At 64.5% G+C, this 13549-nt stretch carries 15 protein-coding genes; 7 read left to right on the forward strand and 8 right to left on the reverse strand.

Translation table 11 applies throughout. From position 1 onward, the window contains the following. Positions 1 to 65 precede the first annotated feature (65 nt). The 3 genes from L6Q21_RS01920 to cydX are packed head-to-tail and all read left to right on the forward strand — an operon-like array spanning position 66 to position 2944. Entirely contained in the window at positions 66 to 1649 is a 1584-nt protein-coding gene (locus tag L6Q21_RS01920; RefSeq protein ID WP_237828769.1) for a cytochrome ubiquinol oxidase subunit I, read from the forward strand. A gap of 11 nt (positions 1650 to 1660) precedes the next feature. Next, the gene (cydB, locus tag L6Q21_RS01925) at positions 1661 to 2809 is read left to right on the forward strand and encodes a cytochrome d ubiquinol oxidase subunit II (protein ID WP_237828770.1); all 1149 of its coding nucleotides are present in this window, start codon (positions 1661 to 1663) and stop codon (positions 2807 to 2809) included. A 21-nt stretch (positions 2810 to 2830) separates the two neighbouring features. Further along, positions 2831 to 2944, forward strand: coding sequence for a cytochrome bd-I oxidase subunit CydX (cydX, locus tag L6Q21_RS01930; RefSeq protein ID WP_237828771.1), 114 nt, complete (start codon positions 2831 to 2833; stop codon positions 2942 to 2944). A gap of 164 nt (positions 2945 to 3108) precedes the next feature. Here the strand turns inward: cydX and L6Q21_RS01935 are convergent, their stop codons facing one another. From L6Q21_RS01935 to L6Q21_RS01960, 6 genes are all read right to left on the reverse strand, one after another. Beyond that, entirely contained in the window at positions 3109 to 3969 is an 861-nt protein-coding gene (locus L6Q21_RS01935; protein WP_237828772.1) for an alpha/beta fold hydrolase, read from the reverse strand. A 13-nt stretch (positions 3970 to 3982) separates the two neighbouring features. After that, positions 3983 to 5137, reverse strand: coding sequence for an ABC transporter ATP-binding protein (locus L6Q21_RS01940; protein WP_237828773.1), 1155 nt, complete (start codon positions 5135 to 5137; stop codon positions 3983 to 3985). Then, entirely contained in the window at positions 5137 to 5970 is an 834-nt protein-coding gene (locus L6Q21_RS01945) for an ABC transporter permease (protein ID WP_237828774.1), read from the reverse strand. The genes L6Q21_RS01940 and L6Q21_RS01945 overlap by 1 nt, the downstream gene beginning before the upstream one ends. Further along, complete coding sequence (locus L6Q21_RS01950; RefSeq protein ID WP_237828775.1) at positions 5967 to 6836, reverse strand: ABC transporter permease; 870 nt, start codon at positions 6834 to 6836, stop codon at positions 5967 to 5969. Before L6Q21_RS01950 ends, L6Q21_RS01945 begins: the two co-directional genes overlap by 4 nt. A gap of 21 nt (positions 6837 to 6857) precedes the next feature. After that, positions 6858 to 7973, reverse strand: coding sequence for a polyamine ABC transporter substrate-binding protein (locus L6Q21_RS01955; RefSeq protein ID WP_237828777.1), 1116 nt, complete (start codon positions 7971 to 7973; stop codon positions 6858 to 6860). Positions 7974 to 8089: 116 nt separating this feature from the next. Continuing rightward, positions 8090 to 9046 (reverse strand): D-alanyl-D-alanine carboxypeptidase family protein, encoded by a 957-nt coding sequence (locus L6Q21_RS01960; protein ID WP_237828779.1) that lies wholly within the window; start codon positions 9044 to 9046, stop codon positions 8090 to 8092. Between the two features lie 94 nt (positions 9047 to 9140). Between L6Q21_RS01960 and lipB the strand changes: the two genes are divergently transcribed. From lipB to L6Q21_RS01980, 4 genes are all read left to right on the forward strand, one after another. Beyond that, positions 9141 to 9848, forward strand: coding sequence for a lipoyl(octanoyl) transferase LipB (gene lipB / locus L6Q21_RS01965; RefSeq protein WP_237828780.1), 708 nt, complete (start codon positions 9141 to 9143; stop codon positions 9846 to 9848). A gap of 71 nt (positions 9849 to 9919) precedes the next feature. After that, positions 9920 to 10234 carry a hypothetical protein gene (locus L6Q21_RS01970; protein WP_237828781.1) on the forward strand — a complete coding sequence of 105 codons (315 nt, stop codon included), beginning with the start codon at positions 9920 to 9922 and terminating at the stop codon, positions 10232 to 10234. 97 nt (positions 10235 to 10331) lie between these two features. Beyond that, positions 10332 to 10634 carry an SCP2 sterol-binding domain-containing protein gene (locus L6Q21_RS01975; protein ID WP_237828782.1) on the forward strand — a complete coding sequence of 101 codons (303 nt, stop codon included), beginning with the start codon at positions 10332 to 10334 and terminating at the stop codon, positions 10632 to 10634. After that, positions 10631 to 11245, forward strand: coding sequence for a hypothetical protein (locus L6Q21_RS01980; protein WP_237828783.1), 615 nt, complete (start codon positions 10631 to 10633; stop codon positions 11243 to 11245). Before L6Q21_RS01975 ends, L6Q21_RS01980 begins: the two co-directional genes overlap by 4 nt. 532 nt (positions 11246 to 11777) lie before the next feature. Here L6Q21_RS01980 and L6Q21_RS01985 read toward each other — a convergent pair. Together L6Q21_RS01985 and L6Q21_RS01990 are read right to left on the reverse strand one after the other, a co-directional pair. Beyond that, positions 11778 to 12938 carry an OmpA family protein gene (locus tag L6Q21_RS01985; RefSeq protein WP_237828784.1) on the reverse strand — a complete coding sequence of 387 codons (1161 nt, stop codon included), beginning with the start codon at positions 12936 to 12938 and terminating at the stop codon, positions 11778 to 11780. A 132-nt stretch (positions 12939 to 13070) separates the two neighbouring features. Further along, positions 13071 to 13544 carry a DUF2793 domain-containing protein gene (locus tag L6Q21_RS01990; RefSeq protein WP_237828785.1) on the reverse strand — a complete coding sequence of 158 codons (474 nt, stop codon included), beginning with the start codon at positions 13542 to 13544 and terminating at the stop codon, positions 13071 to 13073. Positions 13545 to 13549: the final 5 nt, after the last annotated feature.

A 13549-nucleotide genomic window follows, 5' to 3' on the forward strand; every position in this document is an offset into this window, starting at 1 on the left:
TCTCATATAAACAGGCGGACTCGCCCGGCAGGCGAGGCCTGCGCTCAAGGCTATCGAGGTGACCCATGGTCGATATGGCGGTCGTCGAAATGTCCCGTCTCCAGTTCGCGTTGACGGCGCTTTACCATTTCCTGTTCGTGCCGCTCACGCTTGGCCTTTCCTTCATGCTGGTCATCATGGAAAGCGTCTATGTGATGACGGGGAAGGCGGTGTGGCGCGATGCCACACGCTTCTGGGGCAAATTGTTCGGAATCAACTTCGTGCTGGGCGTCGCCACCGGGATCACCATGGAATTCCAGTTCGGCACCAACTGGTCCTACTACAGCCATTATGTCGGCGACATCTTCGGCGCGCCGCTGGCGATCGAAGGGCTGATGGCCTTCTTCCTGGAGGCGACCTTCGTCGGCCTCATGTTCTTCGGCTGGGACAAGCTAACGCGGCTGGGGCACCTGTTCGTGACCTTCATGGTGGCGCTCGGCTCCAACCTCTCCGCCTTGTGGATCCTGGTCGCCAATGGCTGGATGCAGAATCCGGTCGGCTCGCGCTTCAACACCGACACCATGCGCATGGAGATCACCTCCTTCATGGAGGTGCTGATGAACCCGGTGGCGCAGGCGAAGTTCGTCCACACCGTGTCCGCCGGCTATGTGACCGGGGCCGTCTTCGTGCTGGGGGTGTCCTGCTGGTATCTGCTGAAGGGGCGGTTCCGGCCGGTCGCGCGGCGCTCCTTCGTGGTGGCGGCCTCCTTCGGGCTGCTGGCCTCGCTGTCGGTCGTCGTGCTGGGCGACGAGTCGGGCTATGCGCTGACCGACAACCAGAAGATGAAGCTCGCCGCCATCGAGGCGATGTGGGAAACCGAGCCCGCGCCCGCCGGCCTCACCCTGTTCGGCCTGCCCGACAAGGAGGCGCGCACCACCCATTTCGAAGTGCGGATGCCGGCCGTGCTGGGGCTGATCGCCACCCGCTCCTTCACTGGCGAAGTCACTGGAATCAAGCAGCTTGTGGAGACGGCGGAGGTGCGGATCCAGCGCGGCATCCTCGCCTATGACGCGGTGGAGCAGCTGAAGGCGGATCGCCAGGATGTCGCCGCCCGCGAACAGTTCGAGCTGCACCGCGCCGACCTCGGCTACGCCATGCTGCTGAAGCGCTTCGTGGAAGACCCGCGCGCCGCGACCAGGGCCGATATCGAGGCCGCCGCCTGGAGCACGGTTCCCAATGTGCCGGTGCTGTTCTGGCTGTTCCGGGGCATGGCGGGGATCGGCTTCTTCCTGATCGCCTTCTTCGGCACCGCCTTCCTGCTGGCCTCGAAACGGCGGTTCGACCAGCGCTGGTTCCTGAAAGCGGGCGTGGCGGTGATGCCGTTTCCGTGGCTCGCGGCGCAGATGGGCTGGATCCTGGCGGAATATGGCCGCCAGCCCTGGGCGGTGGAAGGCGCGCTGCCCACCTTCCTGGCGCCTTCCAGCCTGACCGTGGCGCAGATCTGGGCCACCATCGCCGGATTCACGCTGGCCTATGGAATCCTGGCGGTGATCATGGTGCGGCTTATGCTGGCCGCAATCCGCCACGGGCCAGACCAGTCCGTCGAGTGCGGCCCGGCCGCCCATGAAGATCGCGTGCGCGGCGCCTTCGTGCCGCTGCCGGCCGAATAAGGAGAGAGGCGATGCCCATTCCCTTCGATTATGAAACGCTACGCCTCATCTGGTGGGTGCTGCTGGGGGTGCTGCTGATCGGCTTCGCGCTGACGGACGGCTTCGACCTCGGCGTGGCGACGGTGCTGCCGTTCGTCGCCCGGACGGACGAGGAGCGCAGGCTCGTCATCAACTCCATCGGCGCCACCTGGGAAGGCAATCAGGTGTGGTTCATCCTGGGCGGCGGCGCCATCTTCGCCGCCTGGCCCTTCGTCTATGCGATCAGCTTCTCCGGCTTCTATCTCGCCATGTTCCTGGTGCTGATGGCACTGATCCTGCGGCCGGTCGGCTTCAAATACCGTTCGAAGCGGGCCAGCGCGAAATGGCGCAACGGCTGGGACTGGGCGCTGTTCGTCGGCGGCTTCGTGCCGGCTCTGGTGTTCGGCGTGGCGGTGGGCAATGTGCTTTCCGGCGTGCCCTTCCATCTGGACGACAATCTGCGCGCCTTCTGGGACGGCGGCCTTCTCGACCTGTTCACGCCCTTCACCCTGTTGGCGGGGCTGCTCTCGGTTTCTATGCTGGTGTTGCACGGAGCCGGCTGGTTGAGTCTGAAGATCGAGCATGGGCCTGTGCTGGACCGGGCCCGGCGTTACGGCCTGGCCGCCGGGGCTCTGGCGATCCTGCTGTTCGCGGTCGGCGGCGTTTTCATGGCGCTGGGCGAATTCGGCGTGCGCATCGCCCCCGGGGTCGATCCGAACGGCCCCTCCAATCCGCTGATGCATGGCGCGGTGGCGGCGCCCGGGGCGTGGCTCGACAATTATGCCAGCCACCCCTGGATGCTGATCGCGCCGGCGCTTGGCTTCATCGGCCCGGTGCTGGCGATGGCCGGAATCGCCCGCCGCTGGGATGTGGGCGTGTTCCTCGGCTCGTCGCTGGCGGTGGTGGGGATCATCTCCACCGTCGGCCTGTCGATGTTCCCGGTGATCCTGCCCTCCTCGGTGGACGCGGGCTCCAGCCTGACGGTCTGGAATGCGTCTTCCAGCCACATGACGCTCTGGATCATGCTGCTGTCGACGCTGATCTTCCTGCCGCTGGTGCTGCTCTACACCGCCTGGGTCTACAAGGTGCTCTTCGGGCGGGTGACGACCGAGGCGGTGCGCTCCTCGGCCGACTATTACTGATCGACTGGAAAGGACGACTCCATGTGGTATTTCACCTGGGTGCTGGGGCTGGGCCTTGCCGTCGCCTTCGGCGTGCTGAACGGCATGTGGCACGAATTCCACGCCGATGACGATGGCGAGCCCTGGTGGGAATGAGGGGCCAGATTAGGGCCTCCTATTCCCCTTCGTCACCCCATTTCCTTTCGTCACCCCGGGCTTGACCCGGGGTCCAGCTTTCCCGCCGGCGGGGGGAAAAGCGGGATCCCGGGTCAAGCCCGGGATGACGGAGAATATATCCATTACGTCTATCGCTTCTGAACCTAAGTCAGCGCCTCCAGCCAGGGCCGCACCAGTTCCGGGTGCGTGACCGGCAGGAAATGCCCGGTGCCGGGGAATCGCCGCACGATCGCCTGTGGTTGCAGCGCGCGGACAGCGGCTTCGAAACCGGCCGGGGCGGGGCTGTCCTTTTCCGCCAGCAGCAGCGTGAACGGAAAAGCGGCCGCCTTCAGGCTTTCCCGCATCGTCGTCGTCACCCCCCGGAAGCTGGCGGCTTCCCAGGCCGGCGAACAGGCGAGCCGCACGCCATCGCCTTCCGCCAGCAGGCCGCCGTCCAGATAATCGTCCAGCGCGCGCTCGGGCCAGTCCCGAAAGACGCCGCGGTCGCGGTAGGCGGCGCGAACGGCCGCGCGGCTGGCGAACCGGCCACGGCGGCGCTCCGCCTGATCCGCCATGGCATTGGGCGGACGGCCATCCGCCTCCCGCGCCGCGCGATAGGAGTCAGCATGTTCGAAGGGAATGGCGGGCGGGTCGATCAGGCAGACGGAGGAAGCCAGCCCCGGATTGGCGGCAGCCGCCTCGAAGGCGACGGCGGCCCCGAAACTGTGCCCGGCGAGGCGCACCGGCCCGCCGCCCAGCGCCGAGACGAGATGCCTCAAATCTTGCCCGTAGATTTTCCAGTCCGCCGGAATCCGCGCCGGATCGGCTTCCAGTTCGGTCAGCCCATGGCCGCGCGCATCGGGCGCCACCACCCGGAACTTCGCGCCCAGCGGCTCCAGCAACTGCAGATAGACGCGCGCGCACATGCCGGTGGCATGGGTGAAAAGCAGCAGCGGGCCTTCGCCCCATTGCAGGGTGAAGATTCGCCCGCCGGGCACGGGCACGAAGATTTCCTCAGGCGTCATTCGCTATCCTGCATCAGGCCAACAGGATGTGCGCCCCTTCCGCGTGCCAGCCGAGCCAGACGTCTTCGTCCCAACTGAAATCCTCCTGATCCCAGCGGGTGAGGTTGGGGCGGATCACGCGCACGCGCTTGCCGCCTTCCAGCCTGACGTCGAACACCGACTCCGACCCGAGATAGGCCACATCCAATATGCGGCCCTTCACCACATTATAGCCCTTGGGTGTCCCCTCCATGTCGGGAGGGCCTTCGCCATTCTCGCGCTTGTGCAGCTCCACCTTTTCCGGCCGCAGCGCCAGCCAGATCTGCACGGTTTCCGAAGCGCCGGTGCCATGGTCCAGCCAGGCCTTTATCCCCAGCTCGGGCAGGTTGATGATGGCATGATCGTGGTCGTCCTCCTCCACCCGGCCCTCGAACAGGTTCACCGAGCCGATGAAGTCGGCGACCAGCCGCGAGGCGGGGAATTCGTAAAGGTCGGCGGGCGTCGCCACCTGCATCAGCGAACCCTTGTGCATCACCGCGCAGCGGCTGGCGAGCGCCAGCGCCTCGTCCTGGTCGTGCGTCACCATCACGAAGGTGATTCCAAGCCGGTCCTGAAGCTCGGACATTTCGAAGCGCAGTTCCTCGCGCAGCTTGGCGTCCAGCGCGGAAAGCGGCTCGTCCAGCAGCAGCACGCGCGGGCGCTTGACGATGGCGCGCGCCAGCGCCACCCGCTGCCGCTGCCCGCCGGACAACTGGTCGGGCATGCGGTCGCCATAGCCTTCCAGCTGCACCTGCGCCAGCGCCGCTTCCGCCCGCTCGCGCCGCTCGGCAGACGGCACGCCTTCCATCTTCAGCCCATATTCGATGTTCCGGATGACCGAGAGGTGCGGGAAGACGGCATAGCTCTGGAACACCATGTTGACCGGCCGCTTGTTCGGCGGCTCGCGGGTGATGTCCCGCCCGTCGATCAGGATCTGGCCGCTGGTCGGCGTTTCGAAGCCGGCCAGCATCCGCAGCAGCGTGGTCTTGCCGCAGCCGGAGGGGCCGAGCAGCGCGAAGAACTCCCCCTCCTCGATCGTCAGGCTGACATCGTCCACCGCCACCACCGGGCCGAAGCGCTTGGTGATGTTGCGGAACTCGATGATGGTGCGGCGCGGCTCGGCCGGCTGCTTGGTCGCGGGGCTCGTCATCAGTGCTTCTGTTCCGTCTCGGCGCGGGCCTGCAGCCTCAGCGCGATGAAGGTGAGGATGATGGTGAAAAGAAGAAGCAGGGTGGAAATGGCGTTCACCTTGGGCGTGACCGAGAAGCGCACCATCGAATAGACCTTCACCGGGAAGGTCAAAGTGTCCGGCCCGGCCGTGAAGAAGGTTATCACGAAATCATCGAGGCTCAAGGTGAAGGCCAGCAGCGCGCCGGCCAGCAGCGCCGGGCGGAGATGCGGGATCACCACGTCCCACATCGCCTGCCACTGGCTGGCGCCGAGGTCGCGCGCGGCCTCCTCCTGCGAGCGGTCGAAGCTGCCCAGCCGGGCGCGCACCACCACCGCCACGAAGGGGAAGCTGAAGGCGACATGGGCGATGACGATGGCGCCCAGCGACAGCGGCCAGGGCAGGCCGGGCGGCCAGGGCATGACTCGGGCGAAGAAGATCAGCATCGCGACGCCCATGCAGATTTCCGGCACCACGATCGGCAGCGAGAAGGCGCCGTCCACCAGCGGCTTGCCCGGGAAGCGGAACCGCCACAGCGCCAGCGCCGCGAGCGTGCCCAGCACCACGCTGAGCGCGGTGGAAAGCGCGGCGATGGTGAGCGAGTTCATCAGCGCCTGCACCAGCTCGGCGTCCTCGAACACTTTGCGATACCAGTCCAGGGTGAAGCCGCGCCACTGCGTCGTCCGGCGGCTGTCGTTGAAGCTCATCAGCACCAGCACGGCGAGCGGCGCGTAGAGGAACAGGCCGACGAGCCACATCCACAGTTGCAGCGGCCAGCGCCGGGCGTAATCGAGAAGGCCGGGCTTTTCCCTCATTCCGGCCGCTCCCGCCGCTTCAGCAGCGATTGCATGGCGATCCCGAACAAGGTCAGATACATCAGCATGAAGGCGAGCGCGGCGCCGAACGGCCAGTCGTTGGCGCGCTTGAACTGCCGCTCGATCACATTGGCGATCATCTGGCTGTCTGGCCCGCCCAGCAGGTCGGGGGCGAGATAGCTGCCCAGCACCGGAATGAAGGTGAGGAGGATGGCCGACGCGATCCCCGCCGACGCCAAAGGCAGCACGATGTTCCAGATGGTGCGGATATGGCCGGCGCCCAGGTCGAGGCTGGCTTCCAGCAGGGAGCGGTCCAGCCGGTCCAGCGCGGCGTAGAGCGGCAGGACGGTGAAGGGCAGGTGCACATAGACCAGCCCCACCATCACCGCGAAATTGGTGTGCATCATGCGAAGCGGCTCGAAGCCGGCCCAGCCGAAGGCCAGTTCCAGCCCATGGTTGATCAGCCCCTCGTCGCGCAGCAGGGCGATGAGGGCGTAGGTGCGGATCAGCAGGTTGGTCCAGAAGGGCAGCATCACCCCGATCAGCAGCCAGGTCTTCAGCCTGGGCGGGGCGAAGCTGATCGCCAGCGCCACCGGAAAGCCGATGACGAGGCAGATGAGGGTCGCCAGCGCCGCAAACGCCAGCGACTTGCCGAGGATGCCGAGATAAAGCGGCTCCAGCGCCCGCGCATAGTTGGCGAAGGTGCCGGAAATCTCGATGTCGGAAATGCCGACATTGGTGCCGAAGCTATAGGCCCAGACCACCGCCATGGGCACGGCGAAGAACAGCAGGAACCAGCCGAGCGGCGGCCCCATAAGCCCGGCGAAGCCCGTAAGCGATCGCCGCCAGTCGATCCCGTTGTTCATCCGTCCGCCCCCTTTGCGGCGTCAGGCGGCGCGAACGCGGGTCACGGCTTCCTCGAACATGCGCTGCTGCTCCGCGCCTTCGAACTTGCCCCATTCGCTGGCGTCCATCCCCGGCCCGCGCGGGAAGATGATGGGGCTGTCCCGATAGCTTTCCGGCATCAGCGCCTTCGCCGCGGCGTTCGGCGTCGGGTAGAGGATCGTCTCGGCGATATGCTTGCCGGCTTCCGCGTCCAGCAGGAAGTTGATGAACTTGTGCGCCAGTTCGGCGCGCGGCGCGCCCTTGGGGATCGCCAGCGTGTCGGCGTTCAGCAGCGAGCCTTCCCTGGGCACCACGAAGCCGATGTCCGGGTCTTCGGCCGCCACCTGCGCGATGTCGCCGTTGAACTCCATAACCAGGTCGACATCGCCGGCCAGCAGCAGATCCTGCCCATTGTCCTCGTGGAAGGTCTTGATGTTGGGCTTCTGCCGGATCAGCATTTCCTCGACCTGCTTCGTGGTCGCGGCGTCGATCCCGTTCAGCGACTTGCCCAGATATTTGGCGCCCAGCCGGATGATGTCGGCCGCTTCCGACAGAAGCGCGATGCGCCCCTTGTAAAGGTCGGAATCATAGAGCCACTTCCAGCTGTCGGGCACGCCGTTCACGCGGGACTTACGATAGCCGATCCCCGTCACCAGCCAAGTGTAGGGTAGGCTGTGCTTCGGCTCGGGATCATAGTCCAGCCCCATGAATTCGGGGGCGACATTCTTCGAATTGGGGATCAGCGACATGTCGAGCGGCAGCAGCATGCCCGCCTCGCGCATGCGCGTCACGAACTCGTTGGAGGGCACGATCACATCATAGCCGGGGTTGCCGGCCTTCAGCTTGGCGAACAGCTCGTCGTTGGTCGCGAAATAGCTGGTCTGCACCTTGACGCCGGAGGACTTCTGGAAGTCGGCCAGCGTGGTTTCGCCGATATAGGTGTCCCAGGTGTAGAAGTTCAGCTTCTCGCCGCCGGAATCGCCGCCGCTGCCCGAACCGCATCCGGTCAGGCTGAAACCGACCGCCGCCGCCCCAAGCCCGGCCAGCAAACCGCGCCGAGACAATTTGGACCGGCCCAGATTCGCGAAAGAAGCCTTCTCGATGCCGAAAGCGTTCATGCCCCCTGCCCTCCATTATTCCAGCGTTTGCCGGCAGTCGTAGAACAGGGCGAGCGCAAGGTTAAGCCCGTTTGTGCATTGCAAAAGGCGCCGCGCGAAAAAAAGCCGCCCCGCGCTTATCGGCGGCTGGTCTTCGGCGCCGGGCCATCGCCGCTGCCCTGCTCCACAAGCCGGGTCAGCAGTTCGTCGTTCAGGTCGCCCGGCTCGGAAAGCAGGTCGGCCACCTGCACCTGCCGCCCGCGATTGCGCGCGTCCAGAACCGCGAATCCCGCCGAGAGGAGGCTTTCCACATTGCTGTCCCGCGCCACGCGCGACGGCCCGCCCAGCACCACCGCGATCAGCCGCCTGCCGTTGCGGACGGCGGATGCCGCCAGCGTGAAGCCCGCCGCATTGGTGAAGCCGGTCTTGATACCGTCCACGCCGGGCATGGTGCGCAGCAGATGATTATGGTTCGGCAGCACCTGGTTGCCGAACACGAACTGCTGTTGCTGGTAATAGCTGTAATATTGCGGAAAATCCCGAATCGTCGCCTGCGACAGGATGAAGATGTCGCGCGCCGTGGTCACCTGGCGGGAATCCGGCAAGCCGTTGGGGTTGACGAAATAGCTGTTGCGCATGCCCAATTGCCTGGCGCGGTTCGTCATCAGCCGGGCGAAGGCGTCGGCGCTGCCGGCGATATGCTCGGCAAGCGCCACGGACACATCGTTGGCGGACTTGGTGGCAAGGCTGCGGATCGCCTGATCCACCGTCAGGCTCTCGCCCGCCTTCAGGCCCAGTTTCGAAGGCCGCTGACCGGCCGCGAAGCGGCTCATCACCACCCGGTCCTCCAGCTTCAGCGTTCCGGCCGCAAGCTGCTCGAAGACGATGTAGAGCGTCATCACCTTGGTGATGGAGGCCGGGAAGCGCTGCGTATCCGCCTGGCGCGAATAGAGCACCTCGCCCGTGTCGGCATCGGCCACGAAGGCCGCATATTTGGGCTGGGAAAATAGGCTGACCGCGCCCGCCGGCGCGGCCGACGCAAGTGTGGCGGCCAGCAGGGAAGCAGCGCCAATTGCAATGCGACGATGTTTCATGTCGCCGATTGTTTAACACTTTGCGGAATCCGCGCCTAGAGTCCTCGAAGCCCGCAAGCTGGCGCCATCCCGCCAGAGAGGCTATTTGCCGCAGATGGCCGCACTCCAGTCCCCTTTGACGCAGCCCGATTGGCAGGTCTCCCCCGGCCTCACGCCCTATGGCGAGGCGCTTCGCGAAATGGACGCCCATGTCGAGCGGATGCTTCGGCAGCAGGCCGGCGAACGTGTCTGGCTGGTGGAGCATGAGGCGGTGATCACCGCCGGCACCAGTTCGGCCGCTGCGGAACTGGTCGACTCCTCCCGCTTTCCCGTGGTGGAGGCCGGGCGGGGCGGACGCTTCACCTACCATGGGCCGGGGCAGCGCGTCATATATCCCATGCTCGACCTCGGCCGGCGCGGCCGGGACGTTCACCGCTACGTGTCCAGCCTGGAACAATGGGCCATCGCCGCGCTCGGCGAATTCGCAATCCGCGCCTTTCCCCATGAAGCCGGCACCGGAATCTGGGTCGACACCGCCAATGGGATAGCGAAGATCGGCGCGATCGGGGTTCGCGTCCGCCGCTGGATCAGCTTCCACGGGCTGGCGATCAATGTCGCGACCGATCTCAGCCACTATGGCGCCATCATCCCCTGCGGAATTTCGGCGCATGGCGTGGCGCGGCTCGCGGATCTGGCGCCAGGCGCAAGCCTCGCCGATCTCGACGCCGCCCTGCTGCGCCATCTTCCGTCCATGCTCACTTCCCTAACAGGCTGTCGCGCCTCCACGATGAAGGCGCTTGAGGCAGAGGGGGATTGCAGCTAGGTTCGCGCCGGTTCTGGGTCGTCAGGGACCGAAGGCTCTGGAACTCTCAATAGACAATCAGGAGTCAGATAATGGGTGAAGTTCTTCTGAAGGTGAAGTCGGCCGCTCTGGTCGCCGGTGCGGCCCTGTTCGTTGTGGCCTGCGGCGGCGCCAAGCCCGCCGAGGAAACCGCCGTCACGACCGAAGCCGCTCCGGTGGAAGGTGGCGATGCCGCCGCTGCCGACGCCGCCATTGCCGCCGATGCCGCTGCGACCGCGGCCGCCGACGCTGCCGTGGCTCCGGCTGCCGACGCCGCCGTTGACGCCGCTGCCGCTGCGACCGACGCCGCGACCGCCGCTGCCGATGCCGCCGCTGCGGCTGGCGAAGCTGCCGCTCCGGCGCAGTAAGCGGTCCTTGCGCCGGCGGAATGGCTGGCCAGGATTGGAAAGGCCGCCCCTCAAAAGGCGGCCTTTCTCTTAAGTTTCGAGGAGGGAGGAGTTCAAGATGAGCATCGCGGAAATTACCCAGGGCCTGACCGATCGGGTGGCCAAGAACGGCGCCATTGCCGGCAAGGTGGTCGTGTTCGATTTCGGAGACGACGGGCTGGTGCGGATCGACGGATCGAGCGAGCCCGCGACGGTTTCGAACGACGCCGGTGACGCCGACTGCCGGGTGAAGGTTTCGATTGCCGATTTCACGGATATTGCGTCGGGCAAGCAAAACCCGCAAATGGCTTTCATGATGGGTAAGCTGAAGGTCGAGGGCGACATGGGCATTGCCATGCAACTGGGCAAGATTCTGGGATGATCCAAGCGCGCGCGCACCGCACGACCGGCAGGTCGGCCTCCGCTGTTCGGCTCGCCATGGCCGTGGCTTGCGCGTTCGGCATAGTGACGGGGGCGAGGGCACAGACCCTCACCCCCGAAACGCTGCCAGGCCTTAACGTGAAGGAAGAGCGGGCAGACAGGATCTGGCGGCTCCGCGCCGGTTTGAACGTGGCCGCCTTGCAATGCCAGTTCTCACCGTTCCTGGCGACCGTGCCCACCTACAATGCCCTGCTCCGCCAGCATAGTGACGAGATGGCCGACAGCTTCAAGACGATGACCGGCTATTTTGTACGCAGCAAGGGGCCGCGAGTTGGCCAGCGCGCCTTCGACAGCTATGCGACGCGCACCAACCAGAGCTGGGCCACCTTCGATGCCCAATATAGTTTCTGCAACGCCGCAGCCATGGTCGGCCGTCGGGCGCTTTCGGTGCCGAAAGGCAAGCTGGGGGACTTTGCGGAATCCGAACTTGGGACGTTTCGGGAAAGCCTGATTTTCAATAACAGCGTACCAGAAGCTTTGCATCCCAGACTGGAGTGGGCGGATGTGCCGAACGTGGGCACCTGCGACAGGAGAGGGCGTTGCCGCTATTGATAGGGATATGCATCCGACATTGATCGGATTCTCATTCTCTTTCACATGCAGTTTCAGCGGGCTTCAAGTGTAAGACTATTCCTGCCAAGTTCAGGACTTAAAGCCTGAGCAACATAATGGCGGCAAAACGGCCCTTATAGCAGACAGCGCTCCGTAGCCTGTCCTTAAGCCTGCCTCGAACATGATCTCAATAGGATCATGGCGCCTTCATATTTCACGAACTATTACGGCATTTCGCTCTGAAATGCCGTGCGTGTTGCTCTTTGCCTGTAAGTTATTGCTTACTAGTCGGCATGATATCCAACTTGCACTACGATCAACGGCCCGCCGTCTACATCGGCATTTTCACCTTAGTCCCGATTGGTTGATCAGCAACCAGATTCGACTCTGAGAAAGAAACGCCACTTACCACGTTCAAACTTCCCCAGATCAAACAACAAGCAAAAGACGCTCAACAAGAAAAGGCCCGCCTCCATGAGGAGGCGGGCCAAATCTTTCCGGTGAAGCGCGAAAGCGCTTCAGCCGATCATCATCAGTTGGCGGGTTGGCCGAAGATGATCTCGGCACGCCGGTTTTGCGGTTCGCGCACGCCCAGCGGCGTGTCGACCAGCAGACGGTTGAAGCCGAAGCCACGGGTCGTCATCTGGCTCTCGGCGATGCCCTTGCCAGCCATATAGGCCTTCACGGCATTCGCACGACGCTCAGACAGCGCCTGGTTATAGGCAGCCGGACCCGAAGTGTCGGTGTGACCATCGATCACCACCGAAGACTGGCCAGTCTGGACATAGGCTTCGGCAGCGCGGTCGAGGATCGCGGCAGCTTCGGGCGTGATGTCATACTTGTCCCAGTCGAAGAAGACCAGGAACGGCCCCGGAACCACAGGCGCCGGCGGAGGCGGCGGAGGCGGCGGAGGCGGCGGAGGCGGCGGAGGCGGCGGAGGCGGCGGAGCAGCCTCTTCCTCATAAAGATTGAAGGTCAGGCCAGCCAGAAGGCTGTGGCTGCGCCAATTGCCCGAAAGATCATGACCGTTGGTCGTCTGAAGATCGATACCGTTCATGTTGAAGAAACGATACTTCAGCGACAGGTCGATCTTGTTCGAGAGCGAGTAGCGGATGCCGGCAAGAGCCTGCCAGGCAAAGCCCGTGTCGCTGTCGTCCGAGAAAGCCGGGCCATACTTCTGAAGCTGCCAGATGTGGGCGTTGAAGCGGGCGATACCCGCACCACCGCCGACGAAACCGCCAAAGCGCGAATCGTCGTTGTTCCCGAAGTCGAACATACCGTTCAGCATGAACGACAGGATCTGGGCATTGCCGTCGGCACTGTCGTAACGGCCGGCAGGCGGAACGCCTACGCCGCCAAGGCCACCCCACTCAGGGTTGCCCCAAGCGATCGGCGGAGTGCCGTTGGCCACAGTGATCGCATCCAGATTGGCATTCTTGTAGGCAACTTCGAATTCCGAACGGAACGGACCGAAATCGTAACCCAGAACACCACCGACTTCCCAGCCGGCCTCATACTTGTTCCGAAGCGCGGAATCGACACCGACGCCAGCGGCGGTTTCGATATCCCAGCTCTTGGTTTCAGCGATGAAGCCGCCACCTTCAAGGCCGATGTACCAAGCCTTGTCACGCGCATGCGCGGCTCCGGCCAGCACCGTGGTCGCAAGGGCGACCGCAACGGCGAACTTCCCCATGATTATCCCCTTCTACGTATTGACGCACTCAGGCAGAGGCCATGTAAACGAGCACGACATCGGTTAGCAAGAGGGCGTTTCGCCAAAACTGTTGCGTGTAAGCAACATGTTGATATGCAAATCGAACATGACTCAACCCTCGGATGGCTGCACAAGCCCCAGTTCGACGAGGCGCTCCACCAAAGTCGAAATCGCCAGGCGAGCTTCTGAATCCACCACAGCTCCACCCGCGGGCAAATCCACCGCTTCCGCCCGCGGCCCCACAGTTCCGGAGCGCACCCAGGCCCCATTTCCCCTTCGCAAGACGACGGATTCGTCCAGCAGCCACAGCGCCCAGCCTTCGGCAGCCACGGCAAAGCGCCAGCCCCCGGCTGTCCAGCAGGCAATGCAGTCCCCATGTCCTTGCCATTCGCCCGTGGCGTTCGCCGGAACCATCCAGCATTGCCCTTCTGACGGAGAGGCAGGGGGCACAGTCGCGGTGGCGCTCACCGCCACCGGCTGTACCAGCATATCCAACGCCATAAGCGCCTCATTGTGGGTCACATCTTTCTGCCCCTGCCCCGGTATCAGCAATGGCAATCCCAGCCGAGCACTTGTCTCAAACATTCCAA

The organism is Sandaracinobacteroides sayramensis (genome assembly GCF_022014495.1).
In the GTDB taxonomy this organism is placed as follows: Bacteria; Pseudomonadota; Alphaproteobacteria; order Sphingomonadales; family Sphingomonadaceae; genus Sandaracinobacteroides; species Sandaracinobacteroides sayramense.